This is a genomic window from Pseudomonas sp. Xaverov 259, from assembly GCF_019352915.1.
Classification (GTDB): domain Bacteria; phylum Pseudomonadota; class Gammaproteobacteria; order Pseudomonadales; family Pseudomonadaceae; genus Aquipseudomonas.
The window spans coordinates 1-23,663 of the sequence record NZ_JAAAFV010000016.1 but is presented as its reverse complement, the minus strand read 5'-3'; the positions used below and the strand labels follow the sequence as shown (position 1 = coordinate 23,663).

Genomic DNA, 23,663 nt, shown 5'->3' with positions numbered 1-23,663 from the left:
GCTCCCACAGTTGACCGCATGCAGCTTTGAAAATGAAGTCGACTGCGGATTTGCATGCACTGAAGAGCTCCCACATTAGACCGAGTATGGCTCTGCTGTTGCTGTTGCTGTTGCTGTTGCTGTTGCTGTTGCTCTGGCTCTTACATCCTTTTCGCTGACGAAGTCAGCGGTCTTTTGATCTGCGCTTTTGATCTTGATCTTGATCTTGATCTGAAATCGCCCCGTCAAACACGATGGCCGGAATCTGACAGGGATTTGGGGGGTAAACCGGCAGGGATGCCGGTTTAGCCGCCCCGCGCCATGGATGGCGCGTGGCGGCGGCCCCCCAAATCCCTGTCGGATTACGGGCATGCCGAGCCACAGCGAGGCACCGAGTGTTGGGGCGAAGACTTTTTGGTTACTTTTGTGTCTTTACAAAAGTGACCCGCCGTCAGGGCGGAACCCTAAGCCGCCGTTACCGCAGAAATGGATATGTACACCACCCGACCACCATAGCAGCCAATCCAGCGCCCACCTTAGAACGCTAGCTTATACCCAATAGTCATCAACATAATCGCCAGACACGGCCGCAACACGCCGTCCGGGACTTTGCCAGTCATGTGGCTACCCAGGTAAATCCCCGGTAACGACCCCATCAGCAAAAAGCCCAGCAAGTGCCAGTCCATATTGCCCATGCTGGCATGCCCCAGGCCCGCCACCAAGGTCAGCGGCACGGCGTGGGCGATCTCGGTGCCGACCAAACGCCGCGTGGCCAAGAACGGATACAAGATAAACAACGCCACAGTCCCAAGCGCACCAGCACCAATAGAGGTCAGCGCAACCATGGTGCCCAGGACCGCCCCGGTGACCACCGTGAGCGCATTCAGGTTACGCGGGCTCATGTGATAATCATCACCGGCATGCCGCTGAGCAAACGCCAACAGGCTTTTCTTGAACAGAATCGCCAGTGCCGTCAGCAACAGCACAAAACCCAGCGCCTGCTTGATCACCGCATTCATCGCGCTGGGATCGGTGTGCAGGCTGGCCAGGAACCACAAGGTCAAGAGCACCGCCGGCACGCTGCCCAAAGTCAGCCAACCGGTGATGGTCCAGTCGATGTTGCGGTTTTTGCTGTGCACCAGCACGCCACCGGACTTGGTGATGGCGGCATACAGCAAGTCAGTGCCCACCGCAGTGGCCGGGTTGATGCCGAACCACAACAGGATCGGCGTCATCAAGGAACCGCCGCCGACCCCGGTCATGCCAACGATAAAACCAACGATCAGGCCAGCGACTACAAAACCAAAATTGCCCACATCCATTACAACTACCCGCGGCCTTATAAAATTCTGGCCGCAGGATAGCGATTTTTCTTATAACGACTTATATCAATATGATCTGACTTTATGCTTTTTCTGCCAGACGATGGCAGACATAGGCCTGGGTCTGATACGGGAACGCCACAGTGTCACGCCCGCGCAGCGCCGGGTGCGTGTCGATCAACTGGCGCAATTGCTCAGTCACCGTGGCCTTTTGCGCCGCCGGCAGCGCCGCGATGAAGCTCACAGAGAGGAAGCGATCCATGATCACTTCCTGGGGGCTGCCCACATGCTGATAGGCAAAACAGCTCACTTCAGGTGCGGAAAAATACTCACCGGTGAAGGCTTCGCGCCAACGCCCTGTATGAAACCGCGGCGTGTCGCCTTCATAGGGGGTAATGATTTCGGTGATGGCCGCAACCCAATCCACCGACTCATCGCGCACATTCCACACCAGGCCCAGGCGGCCATCGGGCTTGAGCACGCGGTGGATCTCTGCCAGTGCGGCCTCGGTGGAAAACCAGTGGAAGGCTTGCGCGCACACCAGCGCATCGGCGCTGGCATCCGGCAACGGGATAGCTTCAGCGGTGCCGCTGAGCAGGCGCACCTGCGGCAACAGTTTGCTCAGTTGCGCGCCCATGGCCTCGACCGGCTCGACGGCAATCAGGCTGGGCGCCAGGGTGCTGAGCAAGCGGGTGAATTTGCCGGTGCCGGCGCCCAGGTCGATCACGCTCGACTGCGGGTTGATCCGCAGCGTATCGGTCAGCCAGCCGGTGAGTTGGCGGGGATAATCCGGCCGACCTTGGGCGTAGGTGACGGCCTGGGTCGAGAAACCTTGTTGAGCAGACGTGTGAACACCGGTCATTGCGACTCTCTCCTCGGGTAAAGCGGGGCGCACAGTGTGCGCCCTCTAAGGTTTATTTTCTAATCCGTGCATCCAATCGTGCGTATGGCGTGTAGTCCTTGCAGTCACCCCGCTGTTTTACTCAAATGGAGCACTACCCATGAACGCTAAAGCACTGCTTTGCCTCACGGCTGCACTCACCGTCGCGCCTGCGGCTTTCGCCCAGACCGGCTTGCCTGACAGCATCAAGGTGCCGGATGGCCACAAGGTCGCGATGGAAACCACCGGGGTCGGCGAAATCACCTACGAATGCCGCGACAAAGCCAACGCCGTCGGCCAGACCGAATGGTTCTTTGTCGGCCCAAAAGCCGTGTTGAATGACCGCAGCGGCAAGCAAGTGGGCAGCTACTTCGGCCCGCCCGCCACCTGGCAGGCCCAAGACGGCTCGAAAATCACCGGCACGCAACTGGCCGTAGCGCCTTCGAGTGCAGGCAACCTGCCCTATCAACTGGTCAAGGCCAACCCGGCCGAAGGTAAAGGTGCTATGAGCGGCGTCAGTTATATCCAGCGGGTCGCGCTTAAAGGCGGCGTGGCGCCGAGCAGCGAATGCACGGCAGCGAACAAAGGCCAGCAGGCCGTGGTGAAGTACCAGGCCGATTACATCTTCTGGGCGGCCAACTGAGCAAACTCGGCTACGCTGCCTGTGGCGAGTGCGCTCGCCACAGGACTCAGCCTTTTTAAGGATGCCGTGTTTGTTTGATTATGAAGCCTGCCTGGCGGCGTGTGCCCGTGGCGACCAACGCGCCTTGCGCCAACTCTATGCCGAGGACAGTAGCCGTTTGCTCGGCGTGGCGTTGCGCATTGCGCGCGACAAAGCCCTGGCTGAAGATGTCGTGCATGACGCGTTTATCAAGGTCTGGCGCGGCGCCGGCAGTTTCGACTCAAGCCGTGGTTCGGCGCGGGGCTGGGTGTTCAGCATCACCCGGCACCTGGCGCTCAATGCCGTGCGCAATCACTACCGGGAGGTGGCCTTGAGTGATGAACACGAGCAGATTGCCGCAGCCCATGACAGCTTCGAATTCAGCGCCCGAGAAGGTCAGGTGTACCGCTGCCTGGAACAACTCGACCCGACCCGTCGCACGTGCATCCTTCACGCCTATGTCGACGGTTATTCCCACAGCGAAATCGCCCGGAAACTGGACACGCCCCTGGGCACCGTCAAAGCCTGGATCAAACGGAGCCTCGTCGCGCTGCGCGAGTGCATGGCATGAGCAACCCACTGGATGAACTCGCCAGCGAATATGTACTGGGCACCCTGCCCGCCGAGCAACGCGCCGAGGTCGAGCAACGCTTGAAACATGACAGCGAGCTGCGTGCGGCGGTGGATGCCTGGGAGCAGCGCCTGCTGCCGCTGACCGCCTTGGCCGAGCCCGTGCCGCCGTCCGCGCAACTGTGGCGGCGCATCGAACGCAACACGGCCAATCAGAATACTGACGTGCCGTGGTGGAACCTGCTGGCGCTCTGGCGTGGGTTAGCCGGCGCTGGCCTGGTGACCACTCTGGTGTTGGCCGCGCTGTTGCTGACCCGCCCACCCGTAGCCGATCCGACCTTTGTGGTGGTGCTGGTAGCGCCACAGAGCCAGGCACCCGGCTGGGTGATCCAGGCCAGCCATGATCAGCAGATACAGTTGATTCCGTTGGGTGTGATGGAGGTACCGAGCGACAAAGCCCTGCAATTCTGGACCAAAGGCGACGGCTGGCAGGCTCCGGTTTCGTTGGGACTGGTCAAGCCGGGGCAAACCTTGTCGGTGCCGCTGGACAAACTGCCGCCGCTCACACCCAACCAGCTGTTCGAGCTGACCCTGGAGGACCCTCGCGGCTCACCGACCGGCAAGCCGACCGGGCCGATCCAGGCCATCGGCCGCGCGGTCAAAGTGCTTTGATCAGCTGGAGCTGGGCAACCACACCCTGAACCGCGCCCCGCCCAGAGGCGAGGCCAGGGCCGTCAAGGTGCCGCCCTGGGCTTCCATGGCGCGCCGGCTGATCGCCAGGCCAAGGCCGAAGCCGCCGGTGGCGCGGTCGCGGCTGCGGTCGAGGCGATAGAAGGGTTCGAAGATACGCTCGCGCTGTTCCACCGGAATGCCGATGCCGTCATCGTCCACGCAGATTTCACAGCCGTCGGCGCACACCTTGACCCCCACTTGGATGCGCCTGTCGCAATAACGCGTGGCATTGCGCAACAAGTTCTGCAACGCCCGGGCGGTGAGGCGTGGGTCGAGGCTGAAACGCTCCACCGTGCAGTCGAGCGCGACGTCGATGACTATCTCGGGGTTTTCCAGTTCGTCATCGACACTGCCCAGCACGCTGTCGATAAACTCATCGAGCACCACGTCGACCCGCTCCGGCAACTGCGCCGGGTTTTGCAGGCGGCTGTAGGAAAGCAATTCCAGCACCAGCTCGTCCAGCTCGCGAATATGCGCCACCAGGCTTTGCAGGCGCTCGCGGCTGGCTTCGGGCAAGTCTTCGGACAGCGCCAGGGCCAGGCCGAAGTCCAGGCGCGTCAGCGGCGTGCGCAGTTCATGGGACACGGCGTTGAGCAAGTCGCGCTGCTGGTTGAGCAGGCCTTCGATGTCGTCGGCCATGGTGTCGAACACCGACGCCAGGCTGCCGATGTTGGAGCTGGCGGGAATCTGTGTGCGCTCGCTGAGGTTGCCCCGGCCCAATTGCGCGGCGGTGCTTTTCAGGCGCTCCAGGTCACGCCAGTGCGGGCGCAGCCAGAACAGCAGGCAAGCAAGCAAGGCGGCGCCGATCAGTACGTTCATCGACCAGTACAGCAGGTTCATGTCCAGCGGGTCGGGCGGGATGCTCAGTTTCACCGCAAACTGCTGGTTGATCGGCGAGCTGATGTCTTCCATCCAACCCCACTCGCCCAGGCGGATCACCGGCTTGCCGTGCTCCAGCAGTTGTTCCTCCTCAGGCGTATAGCTGGCGTCCTGGCGCAGCAGCAACTTGACTTGCAGCGGTGCGAAATCCCGGTTCAGTTGCTCGGTCACGTGCGACCAACGCTCCACCGGCGCGCGCAGATACTGCTTGACGATAAGCTTTTGCAGGCCACGGGTCTGTTCGACGTTGTAGTCCATGTAGCGGTGTTCAAACAGCTGAATCACCAGTTTGGGAATCAGGAAGATCGCAGCACTGAAGGTAATGATGGTGATCAGGTAGAGGCGCAGCAGTACACGAAACATCGATCAGCATTCCCACTCGGAACGGCTGAACAGATAGCCCTTGCCCCACACGGTCTTGATCTTGCGCGCCTCGCCTGCGTGGTCGTCGAACTTGCGCCGCAGCTTGGAGATGGCCACATCCACCGAGCGGTCGGTGCCATTGAACTCGATACCGCGCAGGCGTTGCAGGATCTGGTCACGGCTGAGCACTTCACCGGCGTGCCGGGCCAGCACCACCAGCAGGTTGTACTCACCGCTGGACAGCTCCACCGCCTGCTCGCGCCAGGTTACGGTGCGCTCCGACAGGTCGATGCACAGGTTGCCCATGACGATCTGGTCGTTGGCCACCTGTGGTTCGGACAAACTGCTGCGGCGCAGCAAGGTGCGTACACGGGCAAGCAGCACGCGCGGCTCGCAAGGTTTGGTGACGTAGTCATCGGCGCCCATCTCCAGGCCCAGCACCTGATCGTGGCTGTCATCGCGGGCGGTGAGCATCAGAATCGGCAGGCCCGCCGAGTCGGCACGCAGCAGGCGGCACACCTGCAAGCCGTCGAGGCCGGGCAGCATCAGGTCGAGGATCACCAGGTCCGGCGGGTTAAGCCGCGCCCGTTCGCGCACATGGTCGCCACGGCTGAGCACGTTGACGTGGTAGCCATTGCGTTCCAGGTAGCTGGCAATCAGCTCGGAGAGTGCGGCGTCGTCTTCCACCAGGAGGATATTGGGCATGGTGTTTCCAAATAATACTGTTTGTTGGTGTGTTGCAGGATTGTGCAAGGATATACGCCCCCGGCGCGCCGCGCGCCGCACCTTACACTTCTTCACACACGGCCTACACAGCTTCACAGCACCACGGCGCAGGTGTCTTTAGGATGCGCCAGTCAATATTGGGATATGAGCATGTCGAAGAATCTGTTTGCGCCGTTTTGCCTGCTGGCCCTGACGCTGGCCCTGAGTGGCTGTGGCCAGTCGGCCGATGAAGCGCCAGAGGCGCCACTGGCCAAAGTGCGCATCGAAACCCTGCAAGCCAAACCCCTGTCGATCACCAGCGAATTGAGCGGGCGTATCGCCGCGCCGCGCATTGCCGAAGTGCGCGCACGGGTCGCCGGCGTGGTGATGCAGCGGGTGTTCAAGGAAGGCCACGACGTCAAACAGGGCGATGTGCTGTTTCGCATCGATCCCGCGCCGTTCAAGGCCGACCTGGACAGCGCCCAGGCCAACCTGAGCAAGGCCGAGGCCAATGCGTTCCAGGCGCGCCTGCAAGAGCAGCGCTACAGCCAGTTGGTCGAAGGCAACGCCATCAGCGGCCAGGACTACGACAACGCCCGCGCTGCCGTGCGCCAGACCAACGCCGAAGTCGCCGCCAACAAGGCCGCGGTCGAGCGCGCCCGGTTGAACCTGGGCTATGCCACCGTCACCGCGCCGATTTCCGGGCGTATCGGGCGTGCGCTGGTGACCGAAGGTGCGCTGGTCGGCCAGAACGAAGCCACGCCGCTGGCGATCATCCAGCAACTGGACCCGATCCACGCCGACCTCACCCAGTCGACCCGCGAGCTCAATGACCTGCGCCGCGCCTTTCGCGCCGGCAGCTTGAAGCAGGTTGGCCAGGACCAGGCCAAGGCCACGCTGATCCAGGACGACGGCAGCTTATACCCGTTGCCGGGCAAGCTGCTGTTTGCCGAAATCAGCGTCGACCCGGGCACCGGGCAGATCATCCTGCGCAGCGAGTTCCCCAACCCGGACCTCGACCTGTTGCCGGGCAGTTTTGTGCGCGTGCGCCTCGAACAGGCCGTGGACAAGCAAGGTATCAGCGTGCCGCAACGCGCCATCACCCGTGACAGCGCCGGCATCCCGATGGTGCTGCTGTTGGATGCCGAGCAGACCGTCAGCCAGCAGCCGGTAGAACTTGGCGCGGTGATCGAGGACCGCTGGATCGTCAGCAGCGGCCTCAAGCCCGGTGACCGTATCGTCGTCGAAGGCCTGCAACACGCGCGCCCCGGTGAAAAAGTCGAAGTGGACGACAGTCCCGCCTCCGGCCAGCCAGTCAAGGAATAACCCGCCATGCCGCAGTTCTTTATTGACCGCCCGATTTTCGCCTGGGTGGTGGCCCTTTTTATTCTGCTGGCCGGCGCGCTCGCCATCCCGCAGTTGCCGGTGGCTCAGTACCCCAACGTTGCGCCGCCGAAAGTGGAGATCTACGCGGTGTACCCGGGCGCCTCGGCCCAGACCCTGGATGAAAGCGTGGTCAGCCTGATCGAGCAGGAGCTTAACGGCGCCGATCACTTGCTGTACTTCGAATCCCAAAGCAGCCTGGGCTCGGCCACCATCACCGCGACCTTCCAGCCGGGCACCAACCCGGAAATGGCCCAGGTGGACGTGCAAAACCGCCTTAAAGCGGTAGAGCCGCGCTTGCCGCAAGCCGTGACTCAGCAAGGTTTGCAGGTGGAGAAAGTCTCCGCCGGCTTCCTGCTGCTGGTGACCCTGACCTCCAACGACGGCAAGCTTGACGACGTAGCGCTCAGCGATTACCTGGCGCGCAACGTGATGAACGAACTCAAGCGCCTGGACGGTGTGGGCAAGGCCCAGCTGTACGGCGCCGAACGCGCCATGCGCATCTGGATCGACCCGCAAAAGCTGATCGGCTTCAACCTGACGCCGGCCGACGTGAACGCCGCAATCAGCGCGCAGAACGCCCAGGTCTCGGCGGGCAGCATTGGCGATTTGCCGGGTACCAAGACCCAGGAAATCACTGCCGCAATCCTGGTCAAAGGCCAGTTGTCGACCCCGGCGGAATTTGCCGACATCGTGCTCAAGGCCAACCCCGACGGCTCCACCGTGCGCATCGGCGATGTGGCGCGGGTGGAAGTCGGCAGCCAGGAATACCAGTTCTCCACGCGCCTGAATGGCAAACCGTCGACCGCCGTCAGCGTGCAACTGTCGCCCGGCGCCAATGCGCTGAACACCGCCACCCTGGTGCGGGCGAAGATGGACGAGCTGTCGCGCTACTTTCCGGCCAACGTAGAGTACAAGATCCCTTACGACACCTCGCCGTTCGTCAAAGTCTCGATCACCAAGGTGGTCTACACCTTGCTTGAGGCAATGGCGCTGGTGTTTGCGGTGATGTTCCTGTTCCTGCAGAACGTGCGCTACACCTTGATCCCCACTCTGGTGGTGCCGATTGCACTGATGGGCACCTTCGCCACCATGCTGTTGCTGGGTTTCTCGATCAACGTGCTGACCATGTTCGGCATGGTGCTGGCGATCGGCATCCTGGTGGACGATGCGATTGTGGTGGTGGAAAACGTCGAGCGCATCATGGCCACCGAAGGCCTGTCGCCCAAGGACGCGACGAAAAAAGCCATGGGCCAGATCACCGGCGCCATCGTCGGTATCACCTTGGTGCTGGTAGCGGTGTTCCTGCCGATGGCGTTCATGCCGGGTTCGGTGGGGGTGATCTACCAGCAGTTCTCGCTGTCGATGGCCACCTCGATCCTGTTCTCGGCGTTCCTGGCCCTGACCTTGACGCCGGCGCTGTGCGCCACCTTGCTCAAGCCGATCGCCAAGGGCGAGCACCACGCCAAGGGCGGTTTCTTCGGCTGGTTCAACCGGCGCTTTGAGAGCCTCACCGACCGCTATGAAGGCTGGGTAGCCTATGCCCTCAAGCGCAGCGGCCGCTACCTGCTGATTTATCTGGTGCTGCTGGTGGGCCTGGGGTGGATGTTCAGTCGCCTGCCCTCCTCGTTTCTGCCGGTGGAAGACCAGGGTTACACCATCACCGATATCCAGCTGCCACCGGGCGCAAGCAAGAACCGCACGGTGCAGGTGGCCCAGCAGATCGAAGCGCACAACGCCGGCGAGCCTGGAGTGGGCGATACCACCATGATCATGGGCTTCAGCTTCTCCGGCTCCGGGCAAAACGCGGCGCTGGCCTTTACCACGCTCAAGGATTGGTCCCAGCGCAGCAGCGAAGATTCGGCCTCGGCAATTGCCGAGCGTGCCAACGCCGCGTTCAGTGAGCTAAAGGATGCGATTGCCTACGCGATCCTGCCGCCGCCGGTAGACGGCCTGGGTACTTCCAGCGGCTTCGAGTTCCGTTTGCAGGACCGTGGCGGCGTCGGCCATGCCGCGTTGATGCAAGCACGCACCGAGTTACTGGCCGCCGCGGAAAAAAGCCCGATCCTGGCCAACGTGCGTGAAAGTGCCTTGGCCGAAGCACCGCAAGTGCAGTTGCAGGTGGACCGCAAGCAAGCCAACGCCTTGGGCGTGTCGTTTGCCGATGTGGGCAATGTGCTGTCCTCGGCCATCGGCTCGGCCTATGTCAACGACTTCCCCAACCAGGGCCGCATGCAGCGGGTGGTGGTGCAGGCTGAAGGCGACCAACGCAGCCAGGTGGCGGACTTGATGAAGATCAACGTGCGCAATAACGCCGGCAAGATGGTGCCCCTGTCATCCTTTGTTGAGGCCAGCTGGACCCAAGGCCCGGCGCAACTGACGCGCTACAACGGCTACCCGGCCATCTCAATCAGCGGCGAAGCGGCGCCGGGGCACAGCACCGGTGAGGCCATGGAAGAAATCCAGCGCCTGGTCAGCCAATTGCCGGCCGGCCTGGGCCAGGAATGGACCGGGTTGTCGTTGCAGGAACGTTTGTCCGGCTCTCAGGCACCGTTGCTGTTGGGCCTGTCGCTGCTGATCGTGTTCCTGTGCCTGGCGGCGCTGTATGAAAGCTGGTCGATTCCGACCTCGGTGTTACTCGTGGTGCCGCTGGGTGTGCTTGGCGCCGTATTGGCGGTGAGCTTGCGCGGTATGCCCAATGATGTGTTCTTCAAGGTCGGCTTGATCACTATCATCGGTTTGTCGGCGAAGAACGCGATCTTGATCATCGAGTTTGCCAAGGACCTGGTTGACCAGGGTGAGGATCTGATCGAGGCCACCCTGAAAGCCGCGCGGCTGAGGTTGCGGCCGATCATCATGACCTCGCTCGCGTTTATCCTCGGTGTGGTGCCATTGGCGATTGCCACTGGTGCCAGCTCGGCGAGCCAGCAGGCGATTGGTACAGGCGTGATCGGCGGGATGATCACCGCGACGCTGGCGGTGGTGTTTGTGCCGGTGTTCTTTGTGGTGGTGATGAAGCTGGTGCGCAAGCGCAGCAAGCCTGATTAACCCGACAGAACTCGGTCAAAATGTGGGAGCGGGCTTGCTCGCGAAGGCGGCGTGTCAGACAGCACATCCGATACTGACACACCGCCTTCGCGAGCAAGTCGAAGCGTCGAACCGCCGCTCCCACAGAGGGCATCGTGCAGTTCATCATCAAGTCCGCCTGAATAAGCTATGGTGCTCACAACCTCCCCTTGTTGTGAGCACCTATGGCCTTCCTCGCCCGCACCCACCCTCGCCTCTCATCCGCCGCCGTGCTTGGCCTTGCCGTGGGCATTTTGGCGCCGGCCGATACGCTGATCAGCAAAATCCTGATTGGCTGGAATGCCGGGGTCTGGACCTACCTGGCATTGATGCTGTGGCTCACCAGCCGTTCACGTGCCGATGACGTAAAACGCATCGCCGAGATCGAGGATGAAAACGCCGGGTTGGTGCTGTTCATGGTGTGCATTGCCGCGATAGCCAGCCTTGCAACCATCACGGTGAACCTGGTGGGCAGCAAAGACCTGGACAGCACGGCGCGCCTGCTGCACTACGGTTTTACCGGCATGACGGTGATTGGTTCGTGGTTGCTGACCGGGGTGATTTTCAGCGTGCATTACGCCCGCCTGTTCTACACCTGGGACGGCGACGAGCCGGCGCTGCGCTTTGCCGAAGGGCTGCGCAACCCCAATTACTGGGACTTTCTGTATTTCTCATTCACCATCGGCGTGGCGGTGCAAACCGCGGATGTGGGGGTTGCAACACGTGCAATGCGCAAAGTTGTGCTGGGGCAGTCGTTGATTGGGTTTCTGTTCAATACGGCGATTCTGGGTTTCTCGATCAATATTGCTGCCGGACTGTTCAGTTGAACCTTAATGCATGGCGACAAGCCTGAGCTCACTGGGAAAAGCTGGTGCATAGCGCTTTTGAGCTGACAAAAAAAACCCTGATCTTGCGATCAGGGCTTTTTAGACTTGCCTGTTTATTTAGAACGCGTAACGCAGGCCAACGTTAACAGCGGCTTTTTGCTTGATTTTGTCACTGGTGCTGGTTTCCACGTCGATATGCGCCTGCAGGTCCTGGGTAAACGACACCGCCACACCGGCACCGTACTTGGCGCGCGAGCCCGACAGATCATTGTTGAAGGTCTGGTTGTTGACCAGGACCTTATTGTTGTTGGCAAACTCGTGGACCACTGCTGCACGCAGGTAAGGCTTGATCAGCGTGCCATCATCGAGTTGGAACTCATGGCCAACGGTCGCGCCGGCCTCGGCGGTCCTTGAGCGGGTGCGTTCACCCTCCACTTGCAAACCGTTTTTCAGGCTGTACGTGCCACCTTGGACCACGATGGTCGACAGTCGGCCGTAGGGTTCAATAAAGGAGCTGTCACCGAGCTTGATATGACGGCCGAACTCAGCCGATACACCACCGCCTACGTTGTTGTAGCCACCCTTGGTGGACGTGTTGTCACTGAGGGTTGCCTTGGCCTCGTTCTGGAACCGGTTGGCTTTAGCGACGGCATCAAAGTAGAAACCGCTTTCTTCGTCCATCCAGGTTGCATAGGTACCCAGGAAGTAGCTCTTGACGGTACCGGCAGCGCCGCGAGCCGGGTTTACGTCAGAGTTACTGTGGCCGCCGAATACACCCACTTTCCATTGGCTGTCGCCCAGCGGCATGTCAGCACCGATGGAAAAACCCTTCAGGTTCTGCGAGTAGCCGGTGCCCGAACTCTGGGACACATCATATTTACTGCCGAAACCACGGATCCAGAGACCGGTGCTGTGCGGGGAGTAGCGCAACTCACCCATACGGGCGCGCAGCGAACCCTCTTCGGCGGTCATGATGGTCACCGGGGTGTTGAACAATGCCGTCACCACGCGGGCACTGCGGCTGACTACACGGGTTTGCGTGTCCAGAAACCAGTCATTGCCTTCCTGTTTCAGGTTGTAGGCATAAGCACCCATGTCGACCGGGCCGCCCTCCAGGGAGAACGCTGCATCACCGCCGCCGGTGTGCACAACCTGGGTTTTGACCAATTCGCTGCCGCTGGCTGCGAGTGCCAGGCTGTGGTTGCCCGTGGCTTCGCCGGTGACATTGATAAAGTCGGTTTTGCCTTGGTCAAAATCGGTGCCCATGACAAAGGTGCCGTTACCCGAAAGCGTCTGAAGGTTGAGTTGGTAAAACTCATTCGCCGCGCCCATGGTCACCGTACCACCGGCCATATTCAGCGCGCCCACCTGGCTGTCGCCGGTCATGTTCCAGTTGGAAGCATTGCCTACGCTCATGGTGGAGACGTTCTGCAACTGGCCCGTCAGCTCGGCGTTGTTCTGCAGGTTCAAACGCACGGTGCTGGTGGCATCGGCGATTACATTACCGGCCAGGTTTCGGCTGTTATCCACATTCATCGTTGCCGTGGCACCGCCAGACACCGACAACAGATTGCCATTACCGCCTTTCAACGTAGAACCGTTGAGTACATCGATGGACACCACTGGCACTCGATTTGGCGCGCCCCTGACCGAGATGGCCGAGCCGCTACGACCCTCAACTACAGACTGGTCCAAAACCAGTTTGCCATCCGTCAAGTCGTCCCGATTACGCGTGAACGTCACGCCATGACCATTGCCGATAATAGTACTTTGAGTGGCCGTCGCCGTGGCGCCTGTAAGGGAGAGCCCAAATGCCCCTGCTCCCGTACCTTGTACCAGCGAGTTTTGTTTAAAGTGTAACTCACTGCCAGTGAATGCTTCCGCACCGCCGATAGCGCCGCTGATCGTCGTGTTGCTGACTTCGGCCGATGAGCCCCTCAACGCGCCTGCAACACCAAACGCCTGCAACCCTAAGCCATTTGAATTGGTCAGGGTACTGTTGTTAATAACCGCCTTGCTGCTGTCCAGCCGCACGGCGCCGTATTGGGAATCGCTCGAAGTAACACGTGCAGCGTCCATGTTGACTGTGGAGCCCTGCGCAGCACGCACACTATTCGCGACACTGCCGCTGTTCATGTTCAACGTGGAATTTGCCAGGTCGATCGTGGTAGCTGTTGCACGGTTCATCGTCAACGCTGATTGGCCCGCCAGTTGCCAATCCGTTGATTGCTCAGTTGCGCCAATGGTTCTTTGCTCACCGTTACCCAGCTGAACCGCCTGAGCTTGCCCCTGCAACGCGGCAAACAAACAAAATGTAATGGTTGGGACTTTCATCATCGCACTCAAGGGTTTGAGTTCGAACGTGTTCAGTGCCGACATGGTCAATCACTCTTTTGGTAAGGCCTACAAAAGCGGTTCGGCTCACTTCTTGAAAGTGACGCCTTACCTGTGCGGCACGTAGAGTAAGAATTAAACAGCCACGCTGATGTAGGACTAATCTGTAACCTATTGGTAAGAAAGCGGCACGTTGGGTCTTCCAATCGGCCGGTACTGTCAGGGAATTCCCCTCTCAAGTTGAGAGGGGAACCCTGCAGCGTATCAATGTCGCCTCTAAGGAACGATGATTGCTCCCACGTTATCGCACCGTGTGTAACTCAACGTCGTACGTACGTTAACGCCCGCGGTACCACGCCCCAACGTGCCGTTGTTCAGCGGCGCGGTGTAAGTCAACTCCGCACGCCCTAGCTGGGCATGTTCGAGGAAACCCGCGTAGGGAATCTGGAAGGTATAGCCATTAGTTTTAATGGCAGAGGAAATGGTTACGTTGTAACTCTGCGTTTGGTCAAAAAGCCGAGGTGTGCCCGTGCGAGGCCTGAACACCTGCAGCACCAAGGTCAGTAGCTGACCTTCAACCATTCTCGAGTCCCCTGGCACAGTAATCCTGCCTTCCCAGTTTATCGGCGGCGCTGCTGTTAGTGCTTGGCAGGCCCATTGACCAAACGTCCCCGTCGTCGCACCGATATATCGGGCCGCGGGCAGGGGTGTAGTTACCGCATCCAGCACTTTAACCGGTGTAGGAGCCGCGCGATTGAGGTTAGTAGCAGCCGTTGGCGTTGCCGTTGGTGATACGACATAACTGAGGTTATGTATGCCATTGCCCAGTTGTTGAAAGACACTCCAATCGATGTCCCAGGAGACAGGCTGTCCAGGTAACTCAGTGGTGAGTTCCTTAGAGGGCGCGATGAACGTACCGTCAGGGTTTACAAGGATAAGAAACATGCCTGGCCCCGGCATTTCAAGAGGGTCAGTGGTCTGCCATAACTCGATCGTAACTTTAACCGGCAGGCCAGCCTGTGCAAACGCCAGTTCGTTATCCACAGCCGCGCCGGTACCACGGAACGATGCAGGAACCAATCGGGTATTGATACTGCCTGGTATGCCCGGATTGCCCGGCCCTGTCACACTAAAGTCCACTCTGAACTGTGTGATCGGGCCTGGGAAAGTGTCACCATTTTTGCGTATTTCATAGTTGATAACGACCGTTTTCGGGCCTTTCGTGGTGCCGTAGTCCGCTATAGCCAGCGGATTCAGCAAGGCCTGATCCAACGTGATTGGAACCGAAGCGACACGAATCCATTGGCTCCAAGCCCCATTGTTGTATCGAACCCGATACTCGTCCTTGGTAAGGTCAACGTTCGTATAGGCCGGAATTACGCCCGTAGGGCCTGTTTTCAAGTCTTCAATAGTGACCAAGTCATCAACGAGGTCTGGCGCCTGGTGAATGATAATCGGCAGTAAATTGTCGGGTGCCGGATCCAACGCGATAGTGAACGGCATTGAAGGCGCAGAGACCAAACTTGTATTGCCCTGCGCGTCCGCAATTTGATAAGTAAAGAAGCACGGCCCCCCTTGCGTGATCTCACTGGCGAGCACTGTCACCGTGTTACCGGTTTGTGTCATGGGCCGGGGTGGAGTCTGACTGGCCACTTCTGTGGCTGTCGCGGGGGTGCCGTGGTTATAGAAAATGGTCAGCGTATCTCCTGGCTTCCAAGCCCCGAGGCCCGTCGTTGTGTTGTCAGGAATAGAGAACGGCAAATTGAACTGCGTCAGTTGTGCCAGACTAATAACCTGGCCCGGAGGGAAGGTCCCCGTGTATATCGGTGCAGGTGGCTGGCGACTTAAGTAGGGTGGATCCAGGTCCATTTTATAAGTTGAAAAGGGTGAACTCTGGCCGAGAGAACCAGGTCTGTCTACGTCGCCTGGAATACTTGGATCCGCACCAATATTCTGGAACAATTCCGAACGTACTTGAAAATCACCCGACAGCTGTTTTCCCGAACTTGTAACGACAGGAATATCCACCGTAAACGTGTCGCCTGGTGCGTTGATTACAAATTGCTTTTCAGCCACCAACGTCCATGCGTCAGGAAAGTCATTTATGACGTCTCTTCGATAGATTCGAACCCAGTCACCCGCGTCTGAACCTGCGCCAGAAGTGATGGTCAGCACTATAGGCTTGTCCGCTTCAGACGCTGGAATATACCGTGTTACCGGGTCTACTCCTTGGATATCAGGAGGGAATGCTCCAGGGGTAATAGGGATTGCCTTTACCGTAATTTGTTTACCGATCATGTCGTGTTCTCCATTCGCAATTGTATTATTTACCGAATAAAACCAAACGACCAAGGACCTCTGGATGACTGAAGCCCCCTCACGCCACTTACCTCACTGCTACCTGCACTTAAATCTTCATGAATGGTTTATCCAGCGCTATGCTGGCCCACAATACTTCCCATTCGGATATTTAAGATCAACTTGTACATACCCGACCTTCGATACGCCGACTAATGCGCCGTCTCGAAAAACACTATATTTTGCTGATGCGCTGGCATAATCCCTCAGCGGCTTTATGATGTTTTGATAATCCGTGATTTTGAATATATGCGACACTTGATTGATGCCCCACGTATGACTCAGGGTCAGCGCCGTCGACACCAACGGGTTAAGATCCGGGGAATCTTTGAACCCCAGGAAGGCCAGCGTAAACAAATCCCCTGCTGATACACCGACCCCAGGCGTCACCTGAATCTGAAATTCCTCATAGGGAAACGGCAGCGGTTTGCCGTCTGGGCCAAGGCCCGGTGTGCAATTAATAATTTTAACAGGGTGGTTCACATTTTGAGGGAACGTGGGTTTGGGAAAACTCATAGGCGGCGTGATGGTTATGACAACACTTTGATGACCCGACTGTTGCTCGTTAACACCGTTAGTGGTCACGTAATACACTTGGGCAGTCGTATTACCACCGGCCTGTATGATCGACCAGTTAATGCGAGTGTCAAAAACAATGAGGGCGCCAGCGGTATCACCCACCTTGACGGTATAGGTCGCCACCGGTGTTGTCTGCCTCGGCCAGTACAGTGACAGCATGTCACCGATTTGCGGGTTACCGGACAGGCGCGCTTCAACCCTGACAGGTCCGATACTGTCGCGACTGTCGAGTTTATTGGCCGTATTGGACACCGCGCCATAAAGATTGACCAAGTCCAACATGGGGTTAAGTAACGCTGGCGCCTGATTGTGATCGCGGCCGAATACCGTGAAATCCATATTGAGCAATTTCAGCGGAGACCTCGCCCCAGGGCCTACCGTGTCGGAAGCACGTCTAATATTATAGTGAAACGGCACATTGTCCTTTCGCTGCAGATTAGAACCGTTGGCAATCAACTGCGGCCAGGTCAGGGTTCCGGTAAACGGCAATGAAGTGACAGGTATCGGCGGAAGTTTAACGCCCGCCAATTCAGGGATACATAAATCCCCCGGTATAAAATTGGTGTAGCTGCTGATACCAAACGAGACGATATTACGCGCATCGTCACGCTTGATGAGTTGGTCAAAATCAAACGCGGGCACCGTAGGCACGGGCAAATTGCCGGGCAATGGCGTTAGACTCAGCAAGACACTTCCGGGCAAGGAAAGTTGACTGATGTTACCCGCCTCATCCTTGACTCGGTACACCGCATACAATCGTTGAGCACCTGAGAACTTGCGAAATTCCGCGACCAGCACCTTCAAAATAATTGCACCTGTCACGGCAACTACTTTTTCAACGTGAATCGGCAAACCGGCCGGAACTGAATTGCTGTCCATAAACCACAGAAATACTTCGTCAAGCGCGCCGCGAACGTTATAATCGCCCGGCACCACGACATCCAGTGTCAAATTATTGTCCAGATCAGGCGTAGTAATAACAGTATTTGAAAACACGGGTGCTTTAAGCACCTCACCTTTACCCGGCGCACTGCGGTCGATAATAATCCTGACGGCGCTCGAGAAATTGGCCACGGGCGCGTCCGGTTGGTCATTGTGTATGCGATAAGAAAGATCGATGACAGCGTCATTCAGCAACAATTCCTTAGGCAAAAACTTCTGCAGCGGGAAGGAGCGGGGAAACAACTCTCCCACCACGGGCATCGGTGTAACGTAAACAGGCAGTTGCAATCCGACAACATGCAAAACAAAAACAATATAATCAATGGCCCCCGGTCTAGTCAGTTCAATCCATGGGCCAGGTATCAACACTTCAAGATTATCGTTCGCAAAGCGTGTTGGAATTACACCACTCGGCAATCGTTCCACAACAACTGGCGGAGGGGCTTGAGGCACGGAGCTCGCAACTGTGCCGTTGGGCAAACCTGTGGCACTATTGGTTTGAACATTGCTATTAGTTGAGGGGGGGCTCATATCATTCTCCGTAACAGCAACATTGGGCCAGTCATTGGTTTTTATTGAAGGCTGTGACGTTGATTGAATACCCGTTTTTAACTTTCCGATACTGTCAGAACTAACAGGTCTTACCGCCATTCGTCGGTTGCACGCGCGAATGAACGCTCGCCGTGCGCTGAATGACACTTGACGTTGTTTCGGGAATGAGGTCTCCTGAAACCGGTTTCACAGCATCACAACATCCAATAAGAAAGGCCTGACACCGTGACTCCATTTTCCGCCGCCCAGCGCAGCCGCGTGACCATGCTCGACGTCGCCGAACGCGCCGGCGTTTCCAAAGCCAGCGTGTCGCGCTTTATCGGCGATGACCGTGCCCTGCTCTCCGATGCCATTGCCTTGCGCATCGAGCAGGCGATCAGCGAACTCGGCTACCGCCCCAACCAGATGGCGCGCGGTCTGAAACGCGGTCGCACGCGCCTGATCGGCATGCTGGTGGCCGACATCCGCAACCCCTACTCCATTGCCGTAATGCACGGCGTCGAAACCGCCTGCCGCCAGCATGGCTACAGCCTGGTGGTGTGCAACACTGACCGCGATGACGAGCAAGAGCGCCAGCACCTGGCGGCGCTGCGTTCGTACAACATCGAAGGGCTGATCGTGAACACCCTCGGCCATCACCTCGACCAACTGCTGGAGCTGCAACGGGAAATGCCCCTGGTGCTGGTGGACCGCAAGGTCGAACCGTTGCACAGCGACCTGGTGGGGCTGGATAACCCGGCGGCGGTGCGTATTGCCGTGGAGCACCTTGCACAGCAGGGTTATCGCGACCTGTTGCTGGTGAGCGAAAAAGCCGATGGCACCAGCTCCCGCCTGGAGCGTCAGGCCAGCTTCAATGCCGAGATTGCGGCCCGCCCAGGGTTGACCGGCGCGGTACTGGAACTCGATGGCACGCTGGAAAACCGTCTGCAAACCTTTCTTGCCAAGCCAGGCCCCAAGGCGTTGTTCTGCGCCAATGGCGTGGCGGCGCTGGCCTGCACCCACGCGCTCAAAAAGCTGGGCTGCACGCTGTTTGATGACGTTGGCCTGATCGCCCTGGATGACCTGGACTGGTACCCGCTGGTGGGCAACGGTATCACCGCCCTCGCCCAACCCACCGAAGCGATTGGCGCCAGCGCCTTTGACTGCCTGCTCAAACGCTTGCGCGGCGATGACGCGCCGCCGCGCACCCTGGATTTTTTGCCCGAGCTGATAATCCGTGGCTCCACCCAATCCCTTGTGGGAGCTGGCTTGCCTGCGATAGCGATGGGTCAGTTGGCTACGGCTTCGTCTGATTGACCGCTATCGCAGGCAAGCCAGCTCCCACATTGGTTTTTTGTATAAAAATGAAACCGGTTTCAGAGGTAAACAACAATGCATAAATACCCAGTTTCCATCAGCCTATCCAGCTACGGCGCCGACCTGGTACGCCAGCAGGGCCAATTGAGTTTCGTCCCATTGCTCAGTGCCGCCGGCGCCCAACGCATCGAGTGGCGCGAAGAACTGTTGACCAGCGAACACCCCGCCACCCTCGCCCAAGCCGCTGCCGACCACGGCCTGGAATCGGTGTTCTCGTCGCCTCTGGAGCTTTGGATCGCCGGGCGCGCCCAGCCCAACGCTGAACTCAGTGCAACCCTGGACCGCGCCCAAACCTTCGGCTCGCGCTGGCTGAAGGTTTCTCTCGGTTATTTCACCGACACCAACGACCTGCAAAGCCTGCACGCCCTGCTCAACCGCCACCCGGTCAAGTTGCTGGTGGAGAACGACCAGACCCTGCACGGCGGGCGCATCGAGCCGATGCAACGTTTCTTCACTGAGGTGGAACGCCTGGGCTTGCCGGTAAAAATGACCTTCGACATCGGCAACTGGCAGTGGCAGGACCAATCCGCGCTCACTGCCGCGCGGCTGCTGGGCCGCCATGTGGATTACCTGCACTGCAAGGCCGTGGCGCGGCGCCAGGACGGCAAGCTGGTGGCCTTGCCACCCGGCGCCACCGACCTGCATCTGTGGGAACAACTGCTCAAGCATATGACTCAAGGTATTACCCGGGCCGTGGAATTCCCGTTGCAAGGCGATGACCTGGTTGCCGTCACTGCCCAGCAGGTGAGCGCCCTCGCCCTCCTTGGCCAGCCCCGTGCGGAGAATGCCCATGTCTGAGATCGATATCCTTTCGTTTGGTGAAACCATGGCGATGTTTGTCGCCGAACAGACCGGCGACCTGGCCCAGGTGGCGCAGTTTCACAAGCGCATTGCCGGCGCTGACAGCAATGTCGCCATAGGCCTGTCGCGCTTGGGTTTCAACGTGACGTGGCTGAGCCGTGTCGGTAACGATTCCCTGGGGCGTTTTGTGGTCGACACCCTGAAGAACGAAGGCCTGGATTGTCGGCATGTGGCGGTCGACCCGCTGCACCCGACCGGTTTTCAATTCAAGTCCCGCGAAGAAGCCGGCGCCGACCCGCAGGTGGAGTACTTCCGTAAAGGCTCGGCGGCCAGCCACTTATCGATTGCCGCGATCAGCCCCGCCTTGCTGCAAGCGCGTCACCTGCACGCCACCGGCATCCCGCCCGCCTTGTCCGAGGCCACCCGCGAGTTGTCCGTGGAGCTGATGACGCAGATGCGCAAGGCCGGGCGCAGCGTGTCGTTCGACCCGAACCTGCGCCCGTCGCTGTGGGCCAGCCAAGCGCAGATGATCGGCGAAATCAACGCCCTCGCCGCCCTCGCCGATTGGGTCCTGCCGGGCTTGAGCGAAGGCCGCTTGCTCACCGGTTTCGACGACCCGGCCGACATCGCCGCGTTCTACCTCGACCAGGGCGCCGAAGCCGTGGCGATCAAACTGGGCGCGGACGGCGCTTACTACCGCACCCACATGGACCAGGGTTTTATCGCCGCCGTGCCGGTGCAAACCGTCGTCGATACCGTCGGCGCCGGTGATGGTTTTGCCGTCGGCATGATCAGCGCCCTGCTCGAAAACCTGAGCTTCCCCGAGGCGGTACAGCGCGGCAACTGGATCGGCAGCCGCGCCGTGCAAAGCCGTGGCGATATGGAAGGTTTACCCAGCCGTACTGAATTACCCACCCGATCTGTTGCATGACCCACTCCCTGTTGCCACAACTACAACAAGCTCAGGAGCAACCCCATGGAAACTGTGAAACTCGCCACCCGCCGCTGGTGGTACATCATGCCTATCGTGTTTATCACCTACAGCCTGGCCTACCTGGATCGCGCCAACTACGGCTTCGCCGCGGCCTCCGGCATGGCCGAAGACCTGATGATCACCCCCGGCATGTCGTCGTTGCTGGGTGCGCTGTTTTTTCTTGGCTACTTTTTCTTCCAGGTGCCAGGAGCCATCTACGCGCAAAAACGCAGCGTTAAAAAACTGATTTTCGTCAGCCTGATTCTGTGGGGCAGCCTGGCCACACTCACCGGCGTGGTGTCCAACGCCTATATGCTGATCGCCATTCGCTTCATGCTCGGCGTGGTCGAAGCGGCGGTGATGCCGGCGATGCTGGTGTACCTGTGCCACTGGTTTACCCGGGCTGAACGCTCGCGGGCCAACACCTTCCTGATCCTCGGCAACCCGGTGACCATGATGTGGATGTCGGTGGTGTCGGGCTACCTGGTGCAGCACTTCAGCTGGCGCTGGATGTTTATCATCGAAGGCCTGCCGGCGGTGATCTGGGCGTTTATCTGGTGGAAGCTGGCGGATGAAAAACCCGCCGACGCCAAGTGGTTGAGCGAACAACATAAACAAGACCTGCAAAGCGCCCTGGCTGCCGAACAGGTCGGGATCAAGGCGGTGAAGAACTACGCCGAAGCCTTCCGTTCGCCCAAGGTGATCATCCTGGCGCTGCAGTTTTTTTGCTGGAGCATCGGCGTATATGGCTTTGTGCTGTGGCTGCCGTCGATCCTCAAGGCCGGCTTGCAGATGGACATGGTCGAAGCCGGCTGGCTCTCGGCGCTGCCGTACCTGGCGGCGGTGATCGGCATGCTGGCGGTGTCGTGGGGCTCGGACAAGCTGCAAAAGCGCAAACGTTTTGTGTGGCCGCCGCTGCTGATTGCCTCGATCGCCTTCTACGCGTCCTACGCACTGGGCGCTGAGCACTTCTGGTGGTCCTACACCCTGCTGGTCATCGCCGGGGCGTGCATGTATGCGCCCTACGGTCCGTTTTTCGCCATCGTCCCGGAAATCCTCCCGGCCAACGTCGCCGGTGGCGCCATGGCGCTGATCAACAGCATGGGCGCGCTCGGCTCGTTTGGCGGTTCGTACCTGGTTGGCTACCTCAATAGCAGCACCGGCTCACCCGGCGCCTCGTACCTGCTGATGAGCGGTGCGCTGATGTTTGCCGTGGTGCTGACGATTTTCCTCAAGCCCGGCGCCAGCGACCGCGTGCCGGTGCCCACCCTGGAGTTGAAGGTAAAAACCTCATGAAAAAGTCTGTCGTCCTGTACAAAAAACTCTCCGCGCCGTTGATGGCCCGCTTGCACGAACAGGTCGATGTGACCCTGATCGACGCCCTCGACGAACCCGGCCTGGCCCAGCTGCGTGACGCCTTGCCCGGCGCCCACGGCCTGCTGGGTGCCAGCCTGCGCCTGGATGCCAAGCTGCTCGACCTGGCGCCCAAGCTCGAAGCGGTGGCCAGTGTGTCGGTGGGCGTCGACAACTACGATATCGACTACCTGACCCGGCGCGGCATCCTGCTCAGCAATACCCCGGATGTGTTGACCGAAACCACCGCGGATACTGGTTTCGCGCTGATCCTGGCCACCGCCCGCCGGGTGGTCGAGCTGGCCGATATGGTGCGTGCCGGCCAGTGGAGCAAGAACATCGGGCCGGCGCATTTTGGCACCGATGTGCATGGCAAGACCCTGGGCATTATCGGCATGGGCCGCATCGGCGAAGCGCTGGCTCAGCGCGGGCATTTCGGTTTTGGCATGCCGGTGATTTACCACAGTCATTCGCCCAAGCCGCTGGTAGAGGAGCGCTTTGGGGCGCAGTTTCGAAGCTTGCCTGAGTTGCTGCAGCAGGCTGACTTTGTGTGCCTGACGTTGCCGCTCACGGCTGAAACTGAAAAGCTGATTGGCGCGCGTGAGTTTGGGTTGATGGGGCCAGAGACGATTTTCATCAATATCTCGCGTGGCAAGGTGGTAGACGAGGTAGCGCTGGTTGAAGCGCTGCAACAGCGCACGATTCGGGCGGCGGGGTTGGATGTGTTTGAGCGTGAGCCGTTGAATCATGACTCGCCGTTGTTGCGCTTGAACAATGTGGTGGCCACGCCGCATATCGGTTCGGCGACCCACGAGACGCGAGAGGCGATGGCTGCCTGCGCGGTGGAGAACCTGCTTTTGGCGCTGGCTGGGGAGCGGCCGAAGAATCTGGTTAATACGAGTGTGTATGCTTGATTTTGCGGTGGGTCAGTTGGTGTGTTCGGTGACTGGCACGCTGCTGTGTACATATCCGTTACTTGGGTGATGGCGGCTTAGGGTTCCGCCCTGACGGCGGCTCACTTTTTGAGGGACCAAAAAGTAAGCAAAAA

19 protein-coding genes are annotated in these 23,663 nt (G+C 59.3%); 12 read left to right on the top strand and 7 right to left on the bottom strand.

What is annotated here, in order from left to right:
- Nucleotides 1–515 precede the first annotated feature (515 nt).
- Nucleotides 516–1,301 (bottom strand): sulfite exporter TauE/SafE family protein, encoded by a 786-nt coding sequence (locus K0H48_RS02670; RefSeq protein WP_200434777.1) that lies wholly within the window; start codon nucleotides 1,299–1,301, stop codon nucleotides 516–518.
- Between the two features lie 82 nt (nucleotides 1,302–1,383).
- The gene (locus K0H48_RS02665; protein ID WP_219266301.1) at nucleotides 1,384–2,163 is read right to left on the bottom strand and encodes a class I SAM-dependent methyltransferase; all 780 of its coding nucleotides are present in this window, start codon (nucleotides 2,161–2,163) and stop codon (nucleotides 1,384–1,386) included.
- Between the two features lie 139 nt (nucleotides 2,164–2,302).
- Between K0H48_RS02665 and K0H48_RS02660 the strand changes: the two genes are divergently transcribed.
- From K0H48_RS02660 to K0H48_RS02650, 3 genes are all read left to right on the top strand, one after another.
- The gene (locus tag K0H48_RS02660; RefSeq protein ID WP_219266300.1) at nucleotides 2,303–2,824 is read left to right on the top strand and encodes a DUF3455 domain-containing protein; all 522 of its coding nucleotides are present in this window, start codon (nucleotides 2,303–2,305) and stop codon (nucleotides 2,822–2,824) included.
- Between the two features lie 61 nt (nucleotides 2,825–2,885).
- Complete coding sequence (locus K0H48_RS02655) at nucleotides 2,886–3,413, top strand: sigma-70 family RNA polymerase sigma factor (RefSeq protein WP_219266299.1); 528 nt, start codon at nucleotides 2,886–2,888, stop codon at nucleotides 3,411–3,413.
- On the top strand, nucleotides 3,410–4,084 hold the full coding sequence (locus K0H48_RS02650; protein WP_219266298.1) for an anti-sigma factor: 675 nt from the start codon (nucleotides 3,410–3,412) through the stop codon (nucleotides 4,082–4,084). Before K0H48_RS02655 ends, K0H48_RS02650 begins: the two co-directional genes overlap by 4 nt.
- On the opposite strand, the gene K0H48_RS02645 is transcribed toward K0H48_RS02650, so the two are convergent.
- Nucleotides 4,085–5,386: an ATP-binding protein gene (locus K0H48_RS02645; protein ID WP_219266297.1), complete on the bottom strand. Its 1,302-nt coding sequence runs from the start codon at nucleotides 5,384–5,386 to the stop codon at nucleotides 4,085–4,087.
- A 3-nt stretch (nucleotides 5,387–5,389) separates the two neighbouring features.
- Nucleotides 5,390–6,091 carry a response regulator transcription factor gene (locus tag K0H48_RS02640; RefSeq protein ID WP_017135033.1) on the bottom strand — a complete coding sequence of 234 codons (702 nt, stop codon included), beginning with the start codon at nucleotides 6,089–6,091 and terminating at the stop codon, nucleotides 5,390–5,392.
- 171 nt (nucleotides 6,092–6,262) lie between these two features.
- Between K0H48_RS02640 and K0H48_RS02635 the strand changes: the two genes are divergently transcribed.
- The 3 genes from K0H48_RS02635 to K0H48_RS02625 all read left to right on the top strand — a co-directional run bounded on the left by K0H48_RS02635 (nucleotide 6,263) and on the right by K0H48_RS02625 (nucleotide 11,367).
- Entirely contained in the window at nucleotides 6,263–7,417 is a 1,155-nt protein-coding gene (locus K0H48_RS02635; protein ID WP_026013522.1) for an efflux RND transporter periplasmic adaptor subunit, read from the top strand.
- Nucleotides 7,418–7,423: 6 nt separating this feature from the next.
- Entirely contained in the window at nucleotides 7,424–10,522 is a 3,099-nt protein-coding gene (locus tag K0H48_RS02630; protein WP_219266296.1) for an efflux RND transporter permease subunit, read from the top strand.
- Nucleotides 10,523–10,725: 203 nt separating this feature from the next.
- Nucleotides 10,726–11,367, top strand: a complete 642-nt coding sequence (locus K0H48_RS02625; RefSeq protein WP_219266295.1) for a DUF1345 domain-containing protein — start codon at nucleotides 10,726–10,728, stop codon at nucleotides 11,365–11,367.
- A 117-nt stretch (nucleotides 11,368–11,484) separates the two neighbouring features.
- On the opposite strand, the gene K0H48_RS30655 is transcribed toward K0H48_RS02625, so the two are convergent.
- Nucleotides 11,485–12,987 (bottom strand): autotransporter outer membrane beta-barrel domain-containing protein, encoded by a 1,503-nt coding sequence (locus K0H48_RS30655; RefSeq protein ID WP_368862079.1) that lies wholly within the window; start codon nucleotides 12,985–12,987, stop codon nucleotides 11,485–11,487.
- A gap of 697 nt (nucleotides 12,988–13,684) precedes the next feature.
- On the opposite strand from K0H48_RS30655, the gene K0H48_RS02615 reads away from it, so the two are divergent.
- Nucleotides 13,685–13,828 (top strand): hypothetical protein, encoded by a 144-nt coding sequence (locus K0H48_RS02615; protein ID WP_017135028.1) that lies wholly within the window; start codon nucleotides 13,685–13,687, stop codon nucleotides 13,826–13,828.
- A 149-nt stretch (nucleotides 13,829–13,977) separates the two neighbouring features.
- Here the strand turns inward: K0H48_RS02615 and K0H48_RS02610 are convergent, their stop codons facing one another.
- Together K0H48_RS02610 and K0H48_RS02605 are read right to left on the bottom strand one after the other, a co-directional pair.
- Nucleotides 13,978–15,999 carry a hypothetical protein gene (locus tag K0H48_RS02610; protein WP_219266293.1) on the bottom strand — a complete coding sequence of 674 codons (2,022 nt, stop codon included), beginning with the start codon at nucleotides 15,997–15,999 and terminating at the stop codon, nucleotides 13,978–13,980.
- A gap of 138 nt (nucleotides 16,000–16,137) precedes the next feature.
- On the bottom strand, nucleotides 16,138–18,111 hold the full coding sequence (locus K0H48_RS02605) for a hypothetical protein (protein ID WP_219266292.1): 1,974 nt from the start codon (nucleotides 18,109–18,111) through the stop codon (nucleotides 16,138–16,140).
- Between the two features lie 246 nt (nucleotides 18,112–18,357).
- Here K0H48_RS02605 and K0H48_RS02600 point away from each other — a divergent pair, with 246 nt between their 5' ends.
- The 5 genes from K0H48_RS02600 to K0H48_RS02580 all read left to right on the top strand — a co-directional run bounded on the left by K0H48_RS02600 (nucleotide 18,358) and on the right by K0H48_RS02580 (nucleotide 23,529).
- Nucleotides 18,358–19,428, top strand: a complete 1,071-nt coding sequence (locus K0H48_RS02600; protein WP_368862078.1) for a LacI family DNA-binding transcriptional regulator — start codon at nucleotides 18,358–18,360, stop codon at nucleotides 19,426–19,428.
- A 75-nt stretch (nucleotides 19,429–19,503) separates the two neighbouring features.
- Nucleotides 19,504–20,286, top strand: a complete 783-nt coding sequence (locus tag K0H48_RS02595) for a sugar phosphate isomerase/epimerase (protein ID WP_219266291.1) — start codon at nucleotides 19,504–19,506, stop codon at nucleotides 20,284–20,286.
- Nucleotides 20,279–21,220, top strand: coding sequence for a sugar kinase (locus tag K0H48_RS02590; RefSeq protein WP_219266290.1), 942 nt, complete (start codon nucleotides 20,279–20,281; stop codon nucleotides 21,218–21,220). The genes K0H48_RS02595 and K0H48_RS02590 overlap by 8 nt, the downstream gene beginning before the upstream one ends.
- Before the next feature lie 45 nt (nucleotides 21,221–21,265).
- Nucleotides 21,266–22,558 (top strand): MFS transporter, encoded by a 1,293-nt coding sequence (locus K0H48_RS02585; RefSeq protein WP_056859255.1) that lies wholly within the window; start codon nucleotides 21,266–21,268, stop codon nucleotides 22,556–22,558.
- Nucleotides 22,555–23,529 (top strand): D-glycerate dehydrogenase, encoded by a 975-nt coding sequence (locus tag K0H48_RS02580; protein WP_219266289.1) that lies wholly within the window; start codon nucleotides 22,555–22,557, stop codon nucleotides 23,527–23,529. The genes K0H48_RS02585 and K0H48_RS02580 overlap by 4 nt, the downstream gene beginning before the upstream one ends.
- Nucleotides 23,530–23,663 lie beyond the last annotated feature (134 nt).